Source organism: Streptomyces sp. NPDC044061 (assembly GCF_056434305.1).
Map to the genome: position 1 here is coordinate 378,574 of NZ_JBWKFL010000004.1, position 20,665 is coordinate 399,238.

Genomic DNA, 20,665 nt, shown 5'->3' on the forward strand with positions numbered 1-20,665 from the left:
AGGCGGGCTGGTTCCTTGCTTGGGGAGGGCTGGGTGCTTCACTCACTCCGCCCCTCTTACGGGAGGGGGGCGGTTCCGTGACTGTCACGGAACCGCCGCTCTCGTACGGGCACCCATCGCGGCTCAACGGGTGCTGACCACCACCGTTTTGGCCGCCTTGTCGTGCAGGCCCTGTTTGTAGGGTTTGTCGAAGAAGCTCCAGCCACCGCAGATCGCCGTCCAGATGCAGGCACAGCAGAAGGCGAACGGCAGCCATAGCACCAGGGCGCGGATGAACGAGGTCTGTGTGGCGGGGGTGGAGCCGTTGTCCAGGTTGGCCACCCGCATGCTGAGCCACTTCTTGCCGAGGGTCTGTCCCGTCCTGGCGATCAGGAAGGTGTCGTAGGCGACGTAGCAGACCGCGACGATGATGGCCTGCCCGGCGGACCGGGCCACGTCCATCCCGGCACCGTTGACCGAGTAGTTGCGGACTCCGAACAGCAGCGTGAGCAGCCAGACGACGATGCCGACGAGGATCATGTCGATGATCCGCGCCAGGGTCCGCTTGCCGCTGTCGGCGAGCGGCGGCATGCCGGCGAGGGGGTCCGCGGGGTAGCCAGGGCCGCCGTAGGGCCCGCCGGCGCCGTACGGGCCACCGCCGTAGGGCGGGGGCTGCTGGCCGCCGTAGGGCGGAGGTTGCCGGCCGTCCTGGGGCGGATGCTGCCAGCCACCCGGCGGGGGCGGCTGTTCGCCCCCGGGCGGCGGGGGCTGACCGCCGGGCGGCGGGGGCTGCTGAGCGCCGTGCGGGGCGTCGTACGGCGAGCCCGACCCCTGCTCCGAGGGGGGCCGCTTCCTGAACGGGTCCTCCTCGGGGGGCTGCTCTCCGGAGCCGGGGGGCGGTTCACTGCTCATGGCCCGAGTGCACCGCGAACTCCCCGGCTCCGCATCCGGCGGGCGGCCGTACGGGGTACGGGGTACGGGCCCGCTCGGTCAGCGCGCCACGAAGGTGTGGGCCGCCTTGTCGTGCCAGCACTGGTGCCAGGGCCGGTCGAACAGGCACCACAGCACGCCGAGGATCCCGATGCCGAGCAGGCCGGGGATGCTGTAGACCAGCCAGCGGCGCAGGGCCGCGCCGAACGTCGGGGGCTCATGGGCCTCGATGTCCCGGACCTCCAGACCGCACAGCTTCTTGCCCAGGGTCCGGCCCCACTTGGCGGTCGGCAGCACCTCGTACAGGACACCGAAGAGGAGCAGGACCGCGAGGACGATGCCGAGGGACGGGCCCGTCGTGCCGTCGAGCAGCCATACGGTGACGGTACGGCCGGACAGCTTGGCCTCGTCGATCTTCTGCTGAACGTGGTCGACCGCACTGGTGCCGAGCGGGACCGCCGCCGCGGCGGTGACGGCGCCGAGGACCAGGCTGTCGATCAGGCGGGCGGCGAACCGCTTGCCGAGACCGGCCGGGCGGGCCGCAGCCTGCCGGCGCGCGACCGCCTGGAACGGGTCCTCCACCGGCGGCTTCCAGGGCGCCACCGGCTGCTCGTCCGCGCCGCCGGCCAGCCGGTGCACCTGCTGGGCCCAGGAGCTCTGACCGCCGCCGGGGCCCGCGGTCAGGGGGGTACCGGGGGCGGCCTGCTGGGGGCCCGTCTGCTGCGGCACGGCGGGCGCCACGCCGGACGGGGAGACCTGGGGCGGCTGCGCGGCTGCGGCCCGGGCGGCGGCCGCCTTCCCGGCCCCGAAGCCCTGGCCCGCGGCCGGGCCGGGCTGTCCCGAGGGCGCCCCTGCCGGACCCTGCGCACCCGGACCGCCGGGCCCGGTCGCGGCAGCGCCACCCTGACCACCGGAGCCACCCCGCCCGGTGTGCGGCGACCCGACCGGCCCCTGGGCCCCGAAGCCGCCCACGGCCCCGGCAGGGCCGGGCGCCTGCCCGCCGGGGCCCGCCACGCCCGGGTCGCCGCCCGCTGCCCCCGGCCCGGAGCCGTACGCGCCGAAGCCCGCGCCCGCACCGGAGCCCGCGTCGAAGCCGTGCGCGCCCGAGGCGTCCGGGGTTCCGGCGGAGCCGCCCGGCCGGCCCTGCCCCGGCACCGGACGGAACGTCATCGTGCCGTCGTCCCTCACGGCCGCGGGGCCGGGGACCGGGCGACGGAAGATGAACGTGCCACCGGGGTCGGGGGTGTCGTCCTCCGTGGGCGGGATCGGCGTCGTGCCGTCGGCGCGGGTGGCGTGGCCGGCCGGCTGGAACGGGGTGTCCGCGGGGACCCTCGGGTCGGCGCCGAAGCCGGGCCGCCCGGCCCGCGCATCCGCGTCGGTGCCCCAGCCGGACGCCTGCTCCGGCCCGGAGGGATCCGGCTGCGGGTCCTCGTCGAAGAAGTGCGGGCCCGTCTCCTCGACGGACGGGACCGCCGGGCCGACGCCGGGCGGCGGGGCGAGCGGTTCGCCGTCCGTCGGCGCCGGCCGGCTGGTGCCCGGCACCCAGGAGGCGCCGTTCCAGTACCGGACGTAGCCGGGGATGGACGGGTCCGGGTAGTAGCCCTCGCGGGGCCTGTCGTCACCGGGTGCCGGGGTTGGGGCGCTCATGTCCGTCGTCCCGTATCTGCTCGGGGGTGGGATGGGGGCCTCCACATCTATCAGACCTGGGCATGCCACACCGCCAGTCCCGCCGGACCCACCCCTTTCGGGCAACGCCGTGCACGGATCCCGCACCCGTGCCGGAAAGATTTCCCGGAACCCGCGTAATGGCCGCACCCCTGCCCCCTCTCACCCGGTACGGGCCCGATCCGAGCGGCCCCGGCAGAGAGGAAACACAGGTCATGCGTCACACCGTGGTGGAGCGGGAGCTGGAGTTGAGGCTCGTCCTGTCGCCCGAGCGGAGCGTCCCGGTCCCGGCCCGGCTCGGGTACTGCTCCGACGATCCCTACGCCGTCCACATCGCCTTCCACGTCAACTCCGAGCATCCCGTCGACTGGACGTTCGCCCGGGAGCTGCTGGTGGAGGGGGTGTTCCGGCCGTGCGGGCACGGGGATGTGCGGGTGTGGCCGACCAAGGTCGACGGGCGCGGAGTCGTGCTGATGGCGCTGAGTTCGCCCGACGGTGAAGCCCTGCTGGAGGCGCCGGCCCCCCAGGTGTCGGCCTGGCTGGAGCGGACGCTGCGGGTGGTGCCCCCGGGCAGCGAGGGCGCGCAGCTGGGCATCGACGACGCGCTCGACCAGTTGCTCGCCCGGTGAGAGCCGTACGGGAGGCGTCAGAACAGCTTCCCCGGATTGAGGATCCCGAGCGGGTCGAACACCTGCTTCACCGCGCGCTGCATCTCCACGCCGACCGGGCCGATCTCCCGGGCCAGCCACTCCTTCTTGAGCACGCCCACCCCGTGCTCGCCGGTGATGGTGCCGCCGAGCTCCAGGCCCAGGGCCATGATCTCGTCGAAGGACTCACGGGCCCGCCGGGACTCGTCCTCGTCGCCGGCGTCGAAGCAGACCGTGGGGTGGGTGTTGCCGTCGCCGGCGTGCGCGCAGACACCGATGGTGAGCCCGTACTTGGCGGAGATCCGCTCGACGCCCTCGAGCAGCGCGCCGAGCCTGGAGCGGGGCACGCACACGTCGTCGATCATCGTCGTGCCCTTGACCGTCTCCAGCGCGGTCAGCGAGAGCCGCCGTGCCTGCAGGAGGAGTTCGGACTCGGCGACGTCGTCGGCCGGGACGACCTGCGTGGCGCCCGCGGCCTCGCACAGCGCGCCGAGGGCGGTGAGGTCGGCGGCCGGGTGCGGGGTGTCGAAGGCGGCCAGCAGCAGCGCCTCGGTGGTCTCCGGGAGACCCATGTGGGCGTAGTCGTTGACCGCCTTGACGGTCGTACGGTCCATCAGTTCGAGGAGGGACGGGACGTGTCCGCCCTCCATGATCCGGCACACCGCGTCGCAGGCGGCGGCCGCGGAGGCGAACTCTGCGGCCAGCACCAGCTGCTGCGGCGGCTTCGGCCTCAGCGCCAGCACGGCGCGCACGACGATGCCGAGCGAGCCCTCGGAGCCGACGAAGAGCCGGGTCAGGTCGTAGCCCGCCACTCCCTTGGCCGTGCGGCGGCCCGTGGACATCAGGCGGCCGTCGGCGAGGACGACCTCGAGACCGAGCACGTACTCGGCGGTCACGCCGTACTTCACACAGCACAGGCCGCCCGACCCCGTGCCGATGTTGCCGCCGATGGTGCACATCTCCCAGCTGGAGGGATCGGGCGGGTAGTACAGCCCGTGCTCCTCGACCGCGCGTGAGAGGGTCGCGTTGATCACCCCCGGTTCGACGACCGCGATACGGTCCACCGGGCTGATCTCGAGGATGCGGTCCATCTTGGTCAGGGACAGCACGATGCAGCCGTCGGTGGCGTTGGCGCCGCCGGACAGGCCGCTGCGGGCCCCCTGCGGGACGACCGGGACGCGCAGCTGGGTCGCGGTGCGCATGACGTGCTGGACCTCTTCGACCGTGCGCGGCAGAACGACCACGGCCGGGGCGCCGGCCGGGCAGAAGCTGGCCATGTCGTTGGCGTAGGAAAGGGTGACGTCGGGGTCGGTGAGGACGGCCTCGGCGGGCAGGCCGGCCAGGAGCCGGTCGGTGAGGTTACCGGTTGCTACAGCATCGTCGTCGCGATGCGCTTCGATACGGCTCATGATCACAGCGTGACACTCGGGGCCATCGGTGTGAACCCCGTCCGTGCCGTCCTTGGGCCACCCGGATGTGCTCGTCGTACTGGCGCACAGTGAGCGGCATGGAGATCCGACAGCACGGCCCCTCCGTCCCCGGTACGTCCCTGGTGGCCGAGCCGCCTCCGCCGCGCCGCCGGCGGTGGCCGCGGCGCGTGCTGGTCGCCGCGCTGGTGGGCGGGACCGCGGCGGGCGCGGTGCTGATGCTGCCGGCCGAACCGCAGCGCCGGGCCGCGCCGCCGCCCGTGGCGGGCCCGAAGGCGCAGCCGCAGGCCGTGGCACTGACCGCGGTCACCTCCGGGGTGCCGGCCGCGCTGCCCGACCTGGCCGCGCTGATCGAGCAGCAGGAGAGCAGGGTCCGGGCGCGGCCGCAGGACGCTCGGGCGTGGGCGGTGCTGGGGGCCGCGTACGTGGAGCGCGGGCGGCGCAGTGCCGACGCGGCGAACTACACGAAGGCCGAGCGGGCCCTGCTGACCTCGATGGAGGTGCGGAACACCGGGAACGCCGAGGCGCTGGACGGGCTGGCCGCGCTGGCGAACGCCCGCCGGGACTTCCCGGAGGCGAAACGATACGGCGAGCAGGCGTTGAAGCTGGCGCCGAAGCGGTGGACGGCGTATCCGCCGCTGATCGACGCCTACAACGGGCTCGGCGACTACAAGGCGGCCCGCGGCGCCCTGGACAAGCTGATGGGGCTGCGCACGGACGCGGCCGCGAAGCCCGCCGTGATGGCGCGGGCCTCGGCGGTGTACCGGGACCGGGGCTGGCGCGAGGACGCCGTGGCCCAGCTGACGGACGCGGCGACGACCGCCCGCGCACCCGCCGAGCAGGCCGCCTGTCTGACCGGGGTCGGACAGCTGGCCTGGGAGCGGGGCGACCGGCAGGACGCGCTGCGGCACTTCGAGGCGGCCCTACGTCTGGACCCGGACCAGCGGGCGGCGCTGTCGGGGAAGGGCAGGGCGCTGGCCGCGCTGGGCCGCACCGACGAGGCGATCGCCGCGTACCGGACGGCGCCGGCCAGGCAGCCTGACCCCCAGGACACCCTGGAGCTCGGCGAGTTGTACGAGTCGCTGGGGCAGTTCGATTCCGCCCAGGAGCAGTACGACCTGCTGCGGGACCGGGTACGGCGGGCGGTCGCGGGCGGGGTGGACGAGGAGCTGCTGATCGGGCAGTTCGAGGCGGACCACGGGGACGCGCAGGACGCGGTGGCGCGGTTGGAGGAGGAGTGGCAGCGCCAGCCCGGGATCGAGGTGGCAGACGCCCTCGGCTGGGCCCTGCACCGGGCAGGTGACGACAAGGAGGCGCTGACCTACGCCTCGATCGCCACGGACAAGGACAAGGGCGGCGGGGTGCGCAGCGCGCTGTACGTGTTCCACCGGGGCTTGATCGAGCAAGAGCTGGAGCGGTCCGGGCCGGCCCGGCGCCATCTCCAGGAGGCGCTGCGGATCAACCCGTACTTCTCGCCGCTGCGGGTGCCCGCGGCGGAGTCGGCGCTGCGGGAGCTGGGCGACGTACCGGAGGAGCCCCTGCCGGAGGACTAGGGATTGCCGGAGCCGTCCTGGGGCTTGTAGTACAGGGAGAACCTGCGCGCCCCGGGCTCCCCGGAGGCGAAGCCCATGTACAGGCGCGGGCCGCCCGTGTGCCGGACCGCCAGGCCCTCGGGTTCGCGGTGGTGCAGGGTGTGGGCCGCCCCGGTGCGGTGGCTCGCCAGGAGGTGGCCGGTGCGGATGTCGAGGCAGGACAGATAGGTGTTGCCGTGCTGGGCGGCCGGGTTGGTCCTGGCGTCGTAGGCGGTGCCGGCGAGTTGGTAGAGGTGGTCGCCGTGCAGGGCGTAGCCCTGGAAGGGGACGGCCGGGTCGGGGTGGGCGCCGGTCTGCGGGAAGTCGGCGAGCGGGCGCGCGTAGTCGCGGGCGACGAAGGCGGCCAGGTCCCAGACGCGGTAGCGCGGCACGTTCTCCAGCCGGTAGCGGATCGCCAGGCGGCGGGTGGCCGTGCAGAGGGTGGGCTGGTTGTTGCGTGAACCCTTGATCGGGTGACGGACGGTGACGTCCCTGGTGGTGCGGGTGACCCCGTCGGCGAATCGGAAGCGGGTGACTCCCTGGCCGTAGCCGTGCAGCGCGTCGGTCTCGGTCCAGATCCAGGCCGTGCCGTCGCGGTCGTTCTGCACGCCCATGCTCACGCCGTGCCCGAACCCCCTGAGGTACATGTGCCCGAGCCGCCTGCCCTGGTAGTCGAGGCGGTTGAGGCACAGGTCACCCTCCTCCAGGCCACCCTTGGTGACCTGGAGGACGTAGAGGTGGCGGTGCACCTCGTCGAAGGCGAAGGACTGGAGGATCGTGGGCTCCCGGAGCGTCGCCTTCTCGCGCATCCAGCGGACGGCCGGTACGGCGAGGTCGACGGGCTCCGTCACGGTCCCCCCTCGGATCGGGCGGGGACCCGTCCGTTACAGGTTGCCCCGCTTCTCCTGCTCGCGTTCGATCGCCTCGAAGAGCGCCTTGAAGTTGCCCTTTCCGAAGCCCATCGAACCGTGCCGCTCGATGAGTTCGAAGAAGACGGTCGGCCGGTCCTGGACCGGCTTGGTGAAGATCTGCAGAAGGTATCCGTCCTCGTCGCGGTCCGCCAGGATCTTCAGCTCGCGCAGTGTGTCGATCGGCACCCGGGTGTCCCCGACCCACTCGCCGAGGGTGTCGTAGTAGGAGTCCGGGGTGTCGAGGAACTCGACGCCGGCCGCGCGCATGGTGCGGACGGTCTGCACGATGTCGTTGGTGTTGAGCGCGATGTGCTGGACTCCGGCGCCGCCGTAGAACTCCAGGTACTCGTCGATCTGGGACTTCTTCTTGGCGATCGCGGGCTCGTTGATCGGGAACTTGACCTTGAGGGTGCCGTCCGCGACGACCTTCGACATCAGCGCGCTGTACTCGGTGGCGATGTCGTCGCCCACGAACTCCTTCATGTTCGTGAAGCCCATGACCTTGTTGTAGAACCCGACCCACTCGTTCATGCGGCCGAGTTCGACGTTGCCGACACAGTGGTCGACGGCCTGGAAGGTGCGCTGGGCCGGCGGTGCCACCATCGGCTTCACCGCCGCGTAGCCGGGCAGGTAGGGGCCGTCGTAGCCGGAGCGGTCGACCAGGGTGTGGCGGGTCTCGCCGTAGGTGGCGATCACGGCGAGGACGACCGTGCCGTGCTCGTCCTTCAGTTCGTACGGCTCGGCGATCGAGCGGGCGCCGTGCTCGACGGCGTACGCGTGGGCGGCGCGGGCGTCCGGGACCTCGATGGCCAGGTCGATGACGCCGTCGCCGTGCTCGGCCACGTGCTGGGCGAGGAACTGGCCCCAGGTGGTGCTCGGCTTGATGACCGAGGTGAGGACGAAGCGGGCGGAGCCGTTCTCGAGCACGTAGCTCGCGGTCTCGCGGCTTCCGTTCTCCGGTCCGGAGTAGGCGACCAGCTTCATGCCGAAGGCGGTGGAGTAGTAGTGCGCCGCCTGCTTGGCGTTGCCCACGGCGAAGACGACCGCGTCCATTCCCTTGACCGGGAAGGGGTCGGCCTGCCGGGCGGTCGCGTCGGGAGTGTGGTGTGTGGTCTGCGTCATGCCGGAAGGGTGGCCCCGCTCTGCAAGGTGCGCAATAGTTTGTGTTTTCACTGGGCAATCTGCTCAGCGCTACAGCCATCGGGGCGGTCTTTCTGTACAGGATGACCACTGCGGATAGAGAGTCGGGAGGTGCCATGGGGATCGATCGTCTGGACGGGCGGATCATCGTGCTGCTGGCCCGGGAGCCGCGCATCGGTGTGCTGGAGATGTCCCGGCGGCTGGGGGTCGCGCGGGGGACGGTCCAGGCGCGGCTCGACCGGCTTCAGTCGAACGGAGTGATCCGCGGATTCGGCCCCCAGGTGGACCCGGCGGCCCTCGGCTACCCGGTCACGGCGTTCGCCACGCTGCAGATCCGGCAGGGGCAGGGCCCCGACGTCCGCGCGCATCTCGCGACGGTTCCGGAGGTGCTGGAGCTGCTGACCACCACCGGCAGCGGGGACATGCTGTGCCGGCTGGTGGCGCGCTCGAACGCCGATCTGCAGCGGGTGATCGACCGGGTCGTCGGCTTCGAGGGCATCGTCCGGGCCTCCACGGCGATCGTCATGGAGAACCCCGTTCCGCTGCGGATCATCCCCCTGGTGGAGCAGGCCGCCGGGGACGAGGGAGAGGGGACCCCGCCGGGTCTGTGAAGCAGCCGCCTCCTCAAGGAAGTTGTTCCGAGGAAGTCGATGCAAAGAAGGCGTTGCAAAGAGAGCTTTGCATAGCTATCTTTGTACACATGACGGAGCACGAGGAACGGAAGCAGCGCCGGCTGGACGCACGCGCACTGCGGGGGCTCGCCCACCCGCTGCGGATGCAGCTGCTGGACGCCCTGCGGCAGCACGGTCCGGCCACCGCCTCCCAACTGGGCGCCCGGCTCGGCGAGTCCAGCGGCGCGACCAGCTATCACCTGCGCCAGCTCGCCGCCCACGGCTTCGTCGAGGACGCACCCGGGCACGGCAAGGGCCGGGAGCGCTGGTGGCGGGCCGTGGACCAGGGACTGGTCTTCGACAGCGCCGACTTCGAGGGCGCGGGACCCGAAGTGCGTGGGATGGCCGAGGCCTTCCTGCACGAGGTCGCCGGAACCCACGCCCGCGAGCTGTCCACCTGGCTCAGCACCCGGGCGCAGTGGTCCGGGGACTGGGGGGCCCGCTCCTCCGACATGAGCGACGCGACGCTACGGCTCACGCCCGAGCAGGCCGCCGAACTCGTCGAGAGGATGCACGCCCTGATCGACGAATTCCGGAGCCGCGGCACCGACGCGGACACGCCGGGCTCCGAGCAGGTACGGATCCACACGCACCTCTTCCCCATCGACACGAAGATCGACACGAAGTGAGAGGCCACGCCATGGACATCAGCACCCGGCTCGCCCAGCACCACGCCACCGACCTGCGCAGCGAGGCCACCGCGCACCGCCTCGCCGCCGAGGCGAAGCCCCCGGTGGAACTGCGCGCCCGCGTCGGCCGGGCCCTGATCGAGGTCGGGCTGCGGCTCGCCGCCCCCCAGCCGGCCTCCGCCCCCGCCCTCGTCTAACAGCTCGGAACCGAGCCCTTACCCCTTTCCAGCGCCACCAGGGAGTCGACCGCGCTCGTGAGCGTGGTCACCGGGACCAGCCGCAGCCCCTTGGGCAGCTCGGCCTTGGCATCGGCGCACTCGGCCTTCGGCACCAGGAAGACGGTGGCGCCGTCCCGCCGCGCGGCCTGTGTCTTGAGGGCCACCCCGCCCACCGCGCCGACCTTGCCGTCGGCGTCGATGGTCCCCGTGCCGGCGATGTCGCGGCCACCGGTGAGGTCGCCGCCGCTGCCGTCGCCGTGCAGCTTGTCGATGATCCCCAGGGTGAACAGCAGTCCCGCGCTGGGGCCGCCCACATCGGCGAGCTTCAGCTTGACCTTGACCTTGTCGGGGCTCAGGTCCAGGTGCTTCAGCGCCGCCCGGGTCGCCGCGTCCTGCGACTGCTGCATCTGCTCCGCGTTGTGCTTCTCGATCTCCTTGACGGTGTCGCCGCTCGGGTAGACCGCGTCGCGCGGCATGACGGCGCGGTCCGTGCGGAACCAGTTGCCGAACACGTCCCCGAGGGAGATCCGGGCGTCCGGGCCGGTCGCCTCGATGGTCGTCATCCGCAGCCGGCCGCTGGTCGTCCGGGTCGGCGCACCGGAGACGGTGATCACCGGGGTGCCCCGGTGATCACCCAGCACGTTCGCCGTCATCCCGGGCTCCGCCACCGAGAACGGCAGCGGCGCGAACACCGCGGTGGCGAGCAGCGCCACGACGGGCAGGGCACAGACGGCGACGGCCTGGGAACGCGTGAGACGTGAGAGCACGTCATCAATCTAACGTGACGGCCGACTGCGCCTGGCCCGGCAGGTCACCGCTCAGGCGGCGTACAGGTCCCGCCGCTCCCGGGTGAAGCGGCGCAGGGCGTCCGGCAGCGGCTCGATCCCGATGCCTGGTCCGGTCGGGACCGGGAGGTGGCCGTCCCGCAGGACGAACGGCTCGGTGAGGTCCTCGGCGAAGTAGCGGGAGGAGGCCGAGGTGTCGCCGGGCAGGGTGAAGCCGGGGAGGGCGGCCAGGGCCAGGTTGGGTGCGCGGCCGATGCCGGTCTCCAGCATGCCGCCGCACCACACCGGGACCCCGTGCGCGTGGGCCACGTCGTGGACGCGGCGGGCCTCCAGGTAGCCGCCCACCCGGGCGGGCTTGACGTTGACCACCCGGCAGGCGTCCATGGCGATCGCGGAGGCGGTGTCGCGGGCGTGGTGAAGGGACTCGTCCAGACAGACCGGGGTGGCCAGGCGCTGCTGCAGCAGGGCGTGGGCGTGGAGGTTGTTCTCCTCCAGCGGCTCCTCGATCAGCAGGAGTGCGAACTCGTCCAGCCGCCGCAGGTGCTCGACGTCCGCGAGGGTGTAGGCGGTGTTGGCGTCGACCTGCAGGGGCAGCCCGGCGCCGAAGCGCTCGCGGACGGCCCGGACCGGCTCGACGTCCCAGCCGGGCTCGATCTTCAGCTTGATGCGGACGTACCCCTCGGCGAGGTAGCGCTCGACGTCGTCCAGCAGTTCGGGCACGGAGTTCTTGATGCCGACGGAGACCCCGGCGGCCACCCGGTCCCGTACGGCCCCCAGGTAGGTGGCGAGCGGCATGCCGTACGTCCGCAGCTCCGCGTCGAGCAGCGCCGTCTCCAGGGCCGCCTTCGCCAGCTCGTGCCCCTTGATCTTCGCCATGGCGGGCGCGAGCGCGGCCGTGGTGAGGTGCGGCCGGGCGGCGACGCGGGGCAGCAGGAAGTCACGCAGCACGAGCTCCGCGCCGGCCACGAACTCGGAGCAGTACAGCGGCTCGGGGTCGGCGGCGAACTCCGACCAGCCCTCGGCCGTGTCCGTCACGACGCGCAGCAGGAAGGTGTCCTTCGTCGTCATGGTGCCGAAGGACGTACGGAACGGGGTGACCAGCGGGATCGCCACGTGCACGATCTCGACGCGCTCCAGCTTCACGCGCCCTCCTCCGTCCGGGTCAGGGTGTACCAGCCGTCACGGGACATCCCGGTGGCCCGGAACCCCTCCGCGAAGGCCTCCAGGAACACCTCGCGCACCGCGTGCCGCCAGCGCAGCGCCGACGCCGGTTCGACGGCGCGCAGCCCGACGACGTCGTCCGGCACCCGGCACCACACGTGCCGGTCGTCGCGCCGTACGAGGGGCCCTCCGTCGGGTGCCGTGCGGACGACGGGCCCGTGGCTCTCCACGTCGTGCGGCGTTCTCGGCGCCACCAGGTCCCAGGTCACCGTCAGCCGGTCGCTCTCGTCGCCGTCGTTCACGCCGTCGGTCATGGGGCCGTAGAAGTCGACCAGGTACTCCGTGCCGACGGCGCCCAGCTTGACCAGGTTGAAGCGGGCGTTGCGGCCGACCAGCGGGTCGAAGGTCCAGCGCATGGTGCGGGCGCCGACACCGACGGCCCAGTCACGCTGGGCCAGCTTCACGGCGTGCCCGAGGCCCTTGTCGGCGGCTGCCACCAGGGAGTACGTGCCCCGCTCCGGGGCGAGGACGGCGACGGAGGCGCCGGCCAGCCGCTGCCCGGCGTACGCGGCGTGCACGGCTCCGCCCGCGTGCACCAGGCTGTGCAGCACCTCGGCCGGGTAGGGCGGGGCGGTGCGCGGGGTGTGCCAGACGTCGCTGAAGTGGTCGGCCACGGCCGCCAGCCCGGCGACGTCGTGGACGGTGCGGACGGTGACTCCTGCTGTCATGACTCCTGCTGTCATGGGACGAGTCTCGGAGGCGGCCGGGGCCGGTGTGTTGTGCGAGCGGCCAAGGCATGCGTAGGTTCGTTTGAGCATCAGCCAAGCCACCCCCCGAGGACCCCCATGGACGCGTGCACCCTCGGCGACCTGCTGGACGTCGTCGGCGGCACCGCCCTGCGCCTGCACACCGCCCCCGCCGGGCAGACCGTGCCGGTCGCCGAGGCGGTGCTGTACGACGGTCAGGCCCCGCTCCCCCGGCTGCCGGGCGCGCTGCTGCTCGCGGTCGGCGTGCGCGCGGCGGAGGCGGGGCCGCTGGTGCGGGCCGCGGCGGAGGCCGGGCTGACCGGGGTCGTGGTGCGGGGTGCCGACGGACCGGTCGCGGAGGCGGAGACGCACGGCGTCGCGCTGCTGTCGGTCGCCGAGGACGCGGCCTGGCACCAGGTCCACCTGCTGCTGGCCTCGGCCATCGGCGCCCGGCCGGCCGCCACCAGCGACACCGGTCTCGGTGACCTCTTCGCGCTGGCCGACGCGATCGCGGCCGGCGCCGGGGGCGCCACCGCCATCGAGGACCCCCGGCAGCGGCTCCTCGCCTACTCGACCGTCCCCGGGCAGCCGGTGGACGAGGACCGGCGGCAGGGCATCCTCGGCCTGCAGGTGCCTGCCAGCGCGGAGAACACCGAGCAGTACCGGCGGCTGTTCGCGGCCGACCGGCCGCTGCGGCTGCCCGCCCTGTCCGGCGGCGACCTGCCCCGGCTGGCGATGCCGGTGCGGGCCGGCGGCGAGACGCTCGGCTCGGTCTGGGTGATCGACGACGGCTCGCTCGCCCCGGACGCCGAGGACACCCTCGCCCAGGGGGCCGCCACGGCCGCGGTGCTCCTGCTCCGGGCCCGCGCGGCACGGGAACTGGCCCGGCACCGCGGCAGCGACCTGCTGCGCCGCCTGCTGGACGGCGCGACGGAGGCACCGGCGGCCGCTCAGCGCCTCGGAGTCGCGGGCCCGGCCCGGGTGGCCGCGTTCGTCCTGGACGCCGCGTCGAGCGTCCCGGACGCCGAGCGCACCGCGCTGCGCCTGCTGGACGTCGTACGCCTGCAGTGCGAGGCACGCTACGGGCGGCACGCGTGCGTGCTGCTGGACGGCGTGGTGTACGCCGTACTGCCGGGGCCCGGTGAGCGGCACAGGAAGCTGGCCGAGGACATCGTCGGGCGGGCCGGGCAGGCGCTGCGGGTGCCCGTGCGGGCGGCGCTGGGCGAGATGGTGCCGGACGCGGGCGGCCTCGCGGACTCCCGGGCGGACGCGGACCTGGTGCTGCGGGTGCTCGACGCGGAACTGCCGGTCGCCACGGTGGAGGAGGTGCGCCCGCGGGTGGCGCTGCTGCGGCTGGCCGAGGTGATGGGCGAGCGGAGGGAGCTGAACGCGGGCGCCTGGCGCCGGGTGCTGACCTACGACACCGAGCACGGCACGGAGTACGCGCGCACGCTCATCTGCTGGTTCGACGCGGGCTGCGACATGGCGGGCGCGGCGAAGCTCCTCGCCGTGCACCCCAACACCTGCCGCTACCGCCTCCGGCAGCTGCAGCAGCACGCCGGGGTCGATCTGGACGACCCCGACGAACGGCTGGTGCTGTGGCTTCAGTTGAGAACACTGGCCGGGCTCAACGGAGCCACCGCCTGAGCCCCTCCTCGCACCGCTCGAGGTGCTCCACGGGTACGTACTCCCCCGCCGTGTGGGCCAGGGACGGATCCCCGGGCCCGTAGTTGAGCGCGGGCACGCCGAGCGCGGCGAACCGGGCCACGTCCGTCCAGCCGAGCTTGGGCCGGGGCTCGGCGCCGAGCGCGGAGACGAGGGCGCCGACCCGGTCCAGACGCGGCGGGGCGCCCGCGACGGCCTCGGTGACCCGGACCTCGTACTCCGGGAAGAGCCCGCGCACGTACGCCTCCGCCTCCTCCGGCGAACGGCTGGGTGCGAAACGGCAGTTGACGGTCACGACGCACTCGTCCGGTACGACGTTCCCGGCGACCCCGGCGCGCACCGCGACGGCCCCGAGCCCCTCCCGGTACTCCAGCCCGTCCACGACGACCCGCTCGGGCCGGTGCTCGTCCAGCCGCCGCAGCACCGGGGCGGCCCGGTGGGCGGCGTTGACGCCCTGCCAGGCGCGTGCGGTGTGGGCGCGGGCGCCCTTGACCACGATGTCGGCGGTCAGGATGCCCTGGCAGCCGGCCTCGACACCGGCGTCCGAGGGCTCCATGAGGATCGCGAGGCCGGCCTCCTCGAGGAGCCCCGGCCGGGCGGCGGCGATCCGGGCGAGCCCGTTCCGGTCGCCCTCGACCTCCTCGCACTCGTAGAAGACGTAGGTCAGGTCGCGGGCGGGCTCGGTGACGGTGGCGGCCAGCCGCAGCGCCACCGCGACCCCGCCCTTCATGTCACAGGCGCCGAGCCCGTGGACGCGGCCGTCGGCGAGCCGGGAGGGCAGGTTCCCGGCGGCCGGGACGGTGTCCAGGTGGCCGGCGAGGAGCGCGCGTTCGGGCCGGCCGAGGGTGGTGCGGGCGACGACGGAGTTGCCCACGCGGTCGACGGTGAGGTGGGGCACGGCGCGCAGGGCCGTCTCCACGGCGTCCGCGATCCGGGCCTCCTCGCCGCTCTCGGAGGGGAGGTCGACGAGGGCGCGGGTGAGGGTGACGACGTCGGTGGTGAGGTCGAGGGTCATGCGAGGTCCTGCTCCTGGTGCGGGGCGAGCTTGGAGTGCCGGATGCCGTAGAGGCCGTAGATCACGAGTCCGACCGCCATCCACACCCCGAACGCGATCCAGGTGTCGGCGCCCAGGCTGCCCAGCATGTAGACGCAGAAGCCGACCCCGAGCAGGGGCGTGACCGGCGAGAACGGGACCCGGAAGGAGCGCGTGACGCCCGGGTCGCGTCGGCGCAGGATGACGACGGCCAGGTTGACCAGCATGAACGCGAACAGTGTGCCGATGCTGGTGGCGTCGGCGAGGCTGCCGAGCGGGACGAGGGCGGCGAGTACGGCGATGAACGCGGACACGATCACGGTGTTGGCGCGCGGCACCCCGGTGCGCGGGTGGACCTTGGCGAACAGCGGGGGCATCAGCCCGTCCCGGGCCATGGCGAACAGGATGCGGATCTGCCCGTACTGCACGGTGAGCACGACGCTGGTGGTGGCGACGACGGCCCCGACGGACAGCAGGATCGGCCACAGGTTCCCGCCGCCCACCGAGCGCACGAGCACCTCGCTCAGGGTCGCCTCGGTCCCCGCGAACTGCTTCCACGGCATCGCGCCGAGCGCGGCGACGGCGACGAGGACGTACAGGGCGGTGACCAGCACCAGGGAGAGGATGATCGCGCGGGGCAGGTCCCGTTGCGGGTTCCGCGCCTCCTCGCCCGCGGTGGAGGCGGCGTCGAAGCCGATGTAGGAGAAGAAGAGGGAGGCGGCACCGGCGCTCATGCCCGCGGCGCCGAGCGGGAAGAGCGGGTGGAAGTTGCCGGCGCGGAAGGCGGTGAAGGCGACCGCGCAGAAGAGGACGAGCGCGGCGATCTTCACCCCGACCATGATCGTGTTAGCGACCGCGCTCTCCTTCGCGCCCCGCAGCAGCACGACCATCGCGAGCACGACGATGAGGGCGGCCGGGATGTTGAGGGTGCCGCCGGCGCCGGGAGGCGCGCTGAGCGAGTCGGGCAGGGTCACACCGAAACAGAGGTCGAGCAGTTCGTTGACGTACTGCCCCCAGCCCACGGCCACGGCGGCCACCGACACCCCGTACTCCAGGATTAGGCACCATCCGCACACCCAGGCGACCAGCTCGCCGAGGGTGGCGTAGGCGTAGCTGTACGAGGAGCCCGAGCCCGGGATCATGCCGGCCAGCTCGGCGTAGGAGAGCGCCGAGAACAGGGCGGTGACCCCGGCGAGCACGAAGGAGACGACGATCGCGGGCCCGGCCTCGGGGACGGCCTGCCCGAGGACGACGAAGATGCCGGTGCCGAGGGTGGCGCCCACACTGAGCAGGGTCAGCTGGGCGACGCCCATGGTCCGCCTGAGCGGACTGGCCGCGGCTTCACCGACGAGTGTCCCCACCGCCTGCCGCCGGGTGAGCCGCCTGCCGCGACCCTCCTGCTGTCCGGCCTGTGGCCGGCTGTCGACTCTCTCCACCGTGCCGCTCCCTCCGCGTCGGGGCTGTATGGCCCTTGATGATGCGGAGGGGTGGCCTGCAGGGGGTGAGGGAATAGGCCAAAGGTGCGAGGCGGTGATTGGCGAGGCGGCCAAAGCACCGCTGCGACGGTGCTTCGACGTCGGTCAGCGCAGCGCTTCCGCGACCTCCCGGGCCGCGTCGACCACCCGCGGCCCCACCCTCTCCGGAACGGCGTCCGCGAGCATCACCACCCCGACGCTGCCCTCGACGCCGGTCACCCCGACGAGCGGCGCCGCGGCCCCGCTAGCCCCGGCCTCCAGTTCCCCGTGCGTCAGCGTGTACCCGGGATCACCCGACGGCGACTGCCGCGCGGCGAGGATCGCCTTGCCCGCGGCCCCGCGGTCCAGCGGGTGCCGGAAACCGGCCCGGTAGGCCACGTGGTAGTCCGTCCACGTCGGCTCGACCACGGCCACGGCCAGCGCCTCCGTTCCGTCCACCAACGTCAGATGGGCCGTCGCCCCTATGTCCTCGGCGAGCGAGCGCAGCGCGGGCAGCGCGGCCTCCCGCACCAGCGGATGCACCTGGCGGCCGAGGCGCAGCACTCCCAGACCCACCCGGGCTCGCCCACCCAGATCACGCCGGACGAGCGCGTGCTGCTCCAGCGTGGCGAGCAACCGGTACACCACGGTCCGGTTCACGCCCAGTTTGTTGGAAAGCTCGGTGACGGTCAGCCCGTGGTCCGTGTCGGCCAGCAGTTTGAGGACACGCAGTCCCCGGTCGAGCGTCTGGGAGGTCTCCGCGGTCACGACGCCCACTCCTTTGGCGGTGAGGTCGGCGGGCTCCCTGAGCGACAAATGCGGCACCGATTCCCGACGGCGACGCGCTTCAGAGGCCGCCGATCGGCAGGACGCCCGGCGGCTCCGGGCCATGTCGCTTCACGGCTGCGCTCCGCGGCGGCGCTGCCACGGGGCGTGTGCGTAGCGGGACATTAGCGAAGCCGGTTCGCTCAGCGGAAGCCTCCGTCCAGAATCCGGGCAAGGGCCGATCCGGCCTGCCAGGATTCGTCCGGATACGCGCACCGCGTCCGGGACGGTGGAGCCTCACTTCATACGGGTGGCCCACTCCTGCACCTTGGCGATCCGCTGCCGAAGCTGCCCGGCCGTCGCCTCGGCGCTCGGCGGCCCACCGCACACCCGCCGCAGCTCGGTGTGGATCACCCCGTGCGGCTTGCCGCTCTGGTGGACATAGGCGCTGACCATGGTGTTGAGCTGCTTGCGCAGCTCCATCATCTCCTTGTGGGTGACCACGGGCCGCCGCTCGGCGGGCAGTTCGAGCAGGTCGGCCTCGGTGTCCGGCTTCTTACGGCTGTGCGCGATCTGCCGGGCCTGCCGCTTCTGCAGCAGCAGTTGCACCTGCTCGGGTTCGAGCAGGCCCGGGATGCCGAGGTAGTCCTGCTCCTCCTCGCTCCCCGGGTGGGCCTGCATGCCGAACTCGGCGCCGTCGTAGAGCACCCGGTCGAAGACGGCGTCGGACTCCAGCGCCTCGAAGGGCAGCATGTCCTGCTCGCCGGTGTCCTCGTCCTGCTGCTTGTTCGCCTCCTCCATCTCCTTCTCGGATTCGGCGTACGGGTCCTCCTCGCCCTCCTTCTTCGGCTTGTCGAGGGCGTGGTCCCGCTCCTTCTCCATCTCGTTGGCGAAGGTCAGCAGGTCGGGCACGGTCGGCAGGAACACGGACGCGGTCTCGCCGCGCCGCCGGGACCGCACGAAACGCCCGACGGCCTGCGCGAAGAAGAGGGGGGTCGAGATGGTGGTGGCGTACACCCCGACCGCGAGCCGGGGCACGTCGACGCCCTCGGACACCATGCGGACCGCGACCATCCAGCGGTCGTTGCCGCCGCTGAAGTCGTCGATCCGCTTCGAGGCGCCGGCGTCGTCGGACAGCACGAGGGTCGCCTTCGTGCCGGTGATCTCCCGGATCAGCTTGGCGTAGGCGCGGGCCGAGTCCTGGTCGGAGGCGATGACGAGGGCACCGGCGTCCGGGATGGCCTTCCTCACCTCGGTCAGCCGCTGGTCGGCGGCGCGCAGCACGCTGGGCATCCACTCGCCGCGCGGGTCGAGCGCGGTGCGCCAGGCCTGGCTGACGGCGTCCTTGGTCATCGGCTCGCCGAGCCGGGCGGCGATCTCGTCACCGGCCTTGGTGCGCCAGCGCATGTTGCCGCTGTAGGAGAGGAAGATGACGGGCCGGACGACGTGGTCGGCGAGGGCGTTGCCGTAGCCGTAGGTGTAGTCGGCGGCGGAGCGCCGGATCCCGTCGGTCCCCTCCTCGTACGTCACGAAGGGGATCGGGTTGGTGTCGGACCGGAACGGCGTACCGGTCAGCGCGAGCCGGCGCGTGGCGGGCTCGAACGCCTCCAGGCAGGCCTCGCCCCAGGACTTGGAGTCACCGGCGTGGTGGATCTCGTCGAGGATCACGAGGGTCTTGCGCTGCTCGACGCGGTTGCGGTGCAGCATCGGCCGTACCCCGACACCCGCGTACGTGACCGCGACGCCGTCGTACTCCCGGCCGAGCGGGCCCGCGCTGTACTCGGGGTCGAGCTTGATGCCTATCCGGCCCGCGGCCTCCGCCCACTGCTTCTTCAGGTGCTCGGTGGGCGCGACCACGGTCACCTGCTGCACGACGTGGTGGTGCAGCAGCCAGGAGGCGAGGGTCAGCGCGAAGGTCGTCTTGCCGGCCCCGGGCGTGGCGACGGCAAGGAAGTCGCGCGGCTGCTCCTGGATGTACTTCTCCATCGCCCCCTGCTGCCAGGCACGCAGCTTGCTGGCGGTACCCCAGGGGGCCCGGCCCGGGAAGGCGGGCGAGAGGTGGTGGGAGTGAGCGGAGGAAGCGGCGGTAGTAGTCACGGTCTCCGTATGTATGGGGCTAGGGCGTCGGCTACGTATGACAACCGGGCCACCCTACCGGCGGCCCGACCCCGTCCATGCCCGGACGAGGCCGGGTCGCCCTCGGGTGGGACCCACGTCACAACCGCCACAGCCGCCCCGCGATCTCCCGCACCTCGCTCACGCCGCCCGTGGCCACATCGATGACCAGCGTGTACGCGGCGTCCTGGTCGACGCCGGCGAGATCGACACCGTTGAGGGCGAGGAAGGTGGCCGTGGCCGGCCAGGCGGTGCGCTTGTTGCCGTCGACGAGGGGGTGGTTGGCGGCGAGGGCGTGCAGCAGGGCGGGGGCCTGCTCGTACAGGTCCTCGTAGGCGGCCGTGCCGAACATCCGGGCCCGGGGCCGGTGCACGGCGGAGGCCGGCAGCCCGGGATCCCGCGCCTCGGGCGGCCGGCCGCCGAACGCGATCTCGGCGATGGCGGTGACGTCGGCGAGTGAGGTGGCGGCTCATTCGCCGAGCCTCCTCAGCAGGTCGGCATGACGGTGCGCGAGGCTCCGCGTGCGCGCGGGCGGCGGCCCCTTACCTCGTGCAGATACCGGCGTACGGCGTCCAGCACCACGTCGTCGACCGGGCGGCCGGACGCGTCGGCGAGGTCGTCCAGTGCCTGCCGGGTCGCGGGGTCGAGGGAGAAGGTCGGCTCAGGCATGGGGGGAGGCTGGAGCGCGGACCTGCGGTGCCGGTAACGATTTCGGCGAGGTCGACGGGACGACTGCCGCCGACCGCCGTGACACTGCTGCCGTCGCCCAGGGCGCCGGGGCGGACTCACCGCTCCCGTACCCGCGTCGTCCCCTACGCACCCGCCGGCGCCACCGCCGCCATCGGCAGGAACACGACCGCGAACGCCGCCGGGTGGCCGCCGCCGTCCGCCGTGGCCGTACCGGACGCCGTGCTGCCGCCGCCCAGGGCCGCAAGGGCCGCGGCGGTCGCGCCGAGACGACCACGTCGGGACGCCAGGACGCGGCACCGCACCGCCTCGACCGATTCCGGGCCGGACTCACCGCTCCCGTACCCGCGTCGCCACCCATGCTCCGGCCAGCGCCACCGCCGCCATCGGCAGGAACACGACCGCGAACGCCGCCGGGTGGCCGCCGCCGTCCGCCGTGGCCGTACCGGACGCCGTGCTGCCGCCG

At 73.1% G+C, this 20,665-nt stretch carries 21 protein-coding genes; 6 read left to right on the top strand and 15 right to left on the bottom strand.

Annotated elements, in window-relative coordinates; translation table 11 throughout:
* Positions 1 to 123: 123 nt before the first annotated feature.
* Positions 124 to 891: an RDD family protein gene (locus AC07CM_RS08965; protein WP_478875653.1), complete on the bottom strand. Its 768-nt coding sequence runs from the start codon at positions 889 to 891 to the stop codon at positions 124 to 126.
* A 78-nt stretch (positions 892 to 969) separates the two neighbouring features.
* A complete protein-coding gene (locus tag AC07CM_RS08970; protein ID WP_478875654.1) occupies positions 970 to 2,556 on the bottom strand; it encodes an RDD family protein in 1,587 nt (528 codons plus the stop codon).
* Between the two features lie 233 nt (positions 2,557 to 2,789).
* Between AC07CM_RS08970 and AC07CM_RS08975 the strand changes: the two genes are divergently transcribed.
* On the top strand, positions 2,790 to 3,203 hold the full coding sequence (locus AC07CM_RS08975; RefSeq protein WP_478875655.1) for an SsgA family sporulation/cell division regulator: 414 nt from the start codon (positions 2,790 to 2,792) through the stop codon (positions 3,201 to 3,203).
* A 17-nt stretch (positions 3,204 to 3,220) separates the two neighbouring features.
* On the opposite strand, the gene AC07CM_RS08980 is transcribed toward AC07CM_RS08975, so the two are convergent.
* Positions 3,221 to 4,636 (bottom strand): FAD-binding oxidoreductase, encoded by a 1,416-nt coding sequence (locus AC07CM_RS08980; RefSeq protein WP_478875656.1) that lies wholly within the window; start codon positions 4,634 to 4,636, stop codon positions 3,221 to 3,223.
* Positions 4,637 to 4,728: 92 nt separating this feature from the next.
* Between AC07CM_RS08980 and AC07CM_RS08985 the strand changes: the two genes are divergently transcribed.
* Complete coding sequence (locus AC07CM_RS08985) at positions 4,729 to 6,201, top strand: tetratricopeptide repeat protein (protein WP_478875657.1); 1,473 nt, start codon at positions 4,729 to 4,731, stop codon at positions 6,199 to 6,201.
* On the opposite strand, the gene AC07CM_RS08990 is transcribed toward AC07CM_RS08985, so the two are convergent.
* Positions 6,198 to 7,070, bottom strand: coding sequence for a phage baseplate protein (locus AC07CM_RS08990; protein ID WP_478875658.1), 873 nt, complete (start codon positions 7,068 to 7,070; stop codon positions 6,198 to 6,200). The genes AC07CM_RS08985 and AC07CM_RS08990 overlap by 4 nt on opposite strands.
* A 33-nt stretch (positions 7,071 to 7,103) precedes the next feature.
* Entirely contained in the window at positions 7,104 to 8,252 is a 1,149-nt protein-coding gene (gene hppD / locus AC07CM_RS08995; protein ID WP_478875659.1) for a 4-hydroxyphenylpyruvate dioxygenase, read from the bottom strand.
* Between the two features lie 134 nt (positions 8,253 to 8,386).
* On the opposite strand from hppD, the gene AC07CM_RS09000 reads away from it, so the two are divergent.
* The 3 genes from AC07CM_RS09000 (at position 8,387) to AC07CM_RS09010 (ending at position 9,767) form a co-directional block, all read left to right on the top strand.
* Complete coding sequence (locus tag AC07CM_RS09000) at positions 8,387 to 8,881, top strand: Lrp/AsnC family transcriptional regulator (protein ID WP_478875660.1); 495 nt, start codon at positions 8,387 to 8,389, stop codon at positions 8,879 to 8,881.
* An 89-nt stretch (positions 8,882 to 8,970) separates the two neighbouring features.
* Positions 8,971 to 9,570, top strand: a complete 600-nt coding sequence (locus AC07CM_RS09005) for an ArsR/SmtB family transcription factor (RefSeq protein ID WP_478875661.1) — start codon at positions 8,971 to 8,973, stop codon at positions 9,568 to 9,570.
* A gap of 11 nt (positions 9,571 to 9,581) precedes the next feature.
* Complete coding sequence (locus AC07CM_RS09010) at positions 9,582 to 9,767, top strand: hypothetical protein (RefSeq protein ID WP_478875662.1); 186 nt, start codon at positions 9,582 to 9,584, stop codon at positions 9,765 to 9,767.
* On the opposite strand, the gene AC07CM_RS09015 is transcribed toward AC07CM_RS09010, so the two are convergent.
* Genes AC07CM_RS09015 through AC07CM_RS09025 form a run of 3 tightly spaced genes read right to left on the bottom strand, consistent with a single transcriptional unit; the run spans position 9,764 to position 12,462 of the window.
* Entirely contained in the window at positions 9,764 to 10,555 is a 792-nt protein-coding gene (locus AC07CM_RS09015) for a YlbL family protein (protein ID WP_478875663.1), read from the bottom strand. The genes AC07CM_RS09010 and AC07CM_RS09015 overlap by 4 nt on opposite strands.
* Before the next feature lie 51 nt (positions 10,556 to 10,606).
* Complete coding sequence (gene menC, locus AC07CM_RS09020) at positions 10,607 to 11,716, bottom strand: o-succinylbenzoate synthase (RefSeq protein ID WP_478875664.1); 1,110 nt, start codon at positions 11,714 to 11,716, stop codon at positions 10,607 to 10,609.
* Positions 11,713 to 12,462: a chorismate synthase gene (locus tag AC07CM_RS09025; protein WP_478875665.1), complete on the bottom strand. Its 750-nt coding sequence runs from the start codon at positions 12,460 to 12,462 to the stop codon at positions 11,713 to 11,715. Before AC07CM_RS09025 ends, menC begins: the two co-directional genes overlap by 4 nt.
* Positions 12,463 to 12,579: 117 nt before the next feature.
* On the opposite strand from AC07CM_RS09025, the gene AC07CM_RS09030 reads away from it, so the two are divergent.
* A complete protein-coding gene (locus AC07CM_RS09030; RefSeq protein WP_478875666.1) occupies positions 12,580 to 14,127 on the top strand; it encodes a PucR family transcriptional regulator in 1,548 nt (515 codons plus the stop codon).
* Here the strand turns inward: AC07CM_RS09030 and dapE are convergent.
* The 7 genes from dapE to AC07CM_RS09065 all read right to left on the bottom strand — a co-directional run bounded on the left by dapE (position 14,108) and on the right by AC07CM_RS09065 (position 20,504).
* Positions 14,108 to 15,160, bottom strand: coding sequence for a succinyl-diaminopimelate desuccinylase (dapE, locus tag AC07CM_RS09035; protein WP_478875667.1), 1,053 nt, complete (start codon positions 15,158 to 15,160; stop codon positions 14,108 to 14,110). The two genes, AC07CM_RS09030 and dapE, sit on opposite strands and share 20 nt — an antisense overlap.
* A complete protein-coding gene (locus tag AC07CM_RS09040) occupies positions 15,157 to 16,614 on the bottom strand; it encodes an amino acid permease (protein WP_478875668.1) in 1,458 nt (485 codons plus the stop codon). The genes dapE and AC07CM_RS09040 overlap by 4 nt, the downstream gene beginning before the upstream one ends.
* Positions 16,615 to 16,758: 144 nt before the next feature.
* A complete protein-coding gene (locus tag AC07CM_RS09045; protein ID WP_391324422.1) occupies positions 16,759 to 17,400 on the bottom strand; it encodes an IclR family transcriptional regulator in 642 nt (213 codons plus the stop codon).
* 294 nt (positions 17,401 to 17,694) lie between these two features.
* Positions 17,695 to 19,494 carry a DEAD/DEAH box helicase gene (locus AC07CM_RS09050; RefSeq protein ID WP_478875669.1) on the bottom strand — a complete coding sequence of 600 codons (1,800 nt, stop codon included), beginning with the start codon at positions 19,492 to 19,494 and terminating at the stop codon, positions 17,695 to 17,697.
* A gap of 118 nt (positions 19,495 to 19,612) precedes the next feature.
* On the bottom strand, positions 19,613 to 19,951 hold the full coding sequence (locus AC07CM_RS09055; RefSeq protein ID WP_478875753.1) for a type II toxin-antitoxin system death-on-curing family toxin: 339 nt from the start codon (positions 19,949 to 19,951) through the stop codon (positions 19,613 to 19,615).
* A gap of 47 nt (positions 19,952 to 19,998) precedes the next feature.
* Complete coding sequence (locus AC07CM_RS09060; protein WP_478875670.1) at positions 19,999 to 20,181, bottom strand: ribbon-helix-helix domain-containing protein; 183 nt, start codon at positions 20,179 to 20,181, stop codon at positions 19,999 to 20,001.
* Between the two features lie 143 nt (positions 20,182 to 20,324).
* A complete protein-coding gene (locus AC07CM_RS09065) occupies positions 20,325 to 20,504 on the bottom strand; it encodes a hypothetical protein (protein ID WP_478875671.1) in 180 nt (59 codons plus the stop codon).
* Between the last annotated feature and the right edge of the window lie 161 nt (positions 20,505 to 20,665).

Bases quoted from the DNA above. Each gene is read 5' to 3' on its own strand.
- AC07CM_RS09000 (WP_478875660.1), top strand. From the start codon at position 8,387: ATGGGGATCGATCGTCTGGACGGGCGGATCATCGTGCTGCTGGCCCGG.
- AC07CM_RS09005 (WP_478875661.1), top strand. From the start codon at position 8,971: ATGACGGAGCACGAGGAACGGAAGCAGCGCCGGCTGGACGCACGCGCA.
- dapE (WP_478875667.1), bottom strand. From the start codon at position 15,160: ATGACCCTCGACCTCACCACCGACGTCGTCACCCTCACCCGCGCCCTC.
- AC07CM_RS08975 (WP_478875655.1), top strand. From the start codon at position 2,790: ATGCGTCACACCGTGGTGGAGCGGGAGCTGGAGTTGAGGCTCGTCCTG.
- AC07CM_RS09025 (WP_478875665.1), bottom strand. From the start codon at position 12,462: ATGACAGCAGGAGTCACCGTCCGCACCGTCCACGACGTCGCCGGGCTG.
- AC07CM_RS09060 (WP_478875670.1), bottom strand. From the start codon at position 20,181: ATGCCTGAGCCGACCTTCTCCCTCGACCCCGCGACCCGGCAGGCACTG.
- AC07CM_RS08985 (WP_478875657.1), top strand. From the start codon at position 4,729: ATGGAGATCCGACAGCACGGCCCCTCCGTCCCCGGTACGTCCCTGGTG.
- AC07CM_RS09010 (WP_478875662.1), top strand. From the start codon at position 9,582: ATGGACATCAGCACCCGGCTCGCCCAGCACCACGCCACCGACCTGCGC.
- AC07CM_RS08970 (WP_478875654.1), bottom strand. From the start codon at position 2,556: ATGAGCGCCCCAACCCCGGCACCCGGTGACGACAGGCCCCGCGAGGGC.
- AC07CM_RS08965 (WP_478875653.1), bottom strand. From the start codon at position 891: ATGAGCAGTGAACCGCCCCCCGGCTCCGGAGAGCAGCCCCCCGAGGAG.
- AC07CM_RS09030 (WP_478875666.1), top strand. From the start codon at position 12,580: ATGGACGCGTGCACCCTCGGCGACCTGCTGGACGTCGTCGGCGGCACC.
- hppD (WP_478875659.1), bottom strand. From the start codon at position 8,252: ATGACGCAGACCACACACCACACTCCCGACGCGACCGCCCGGCAGGCC.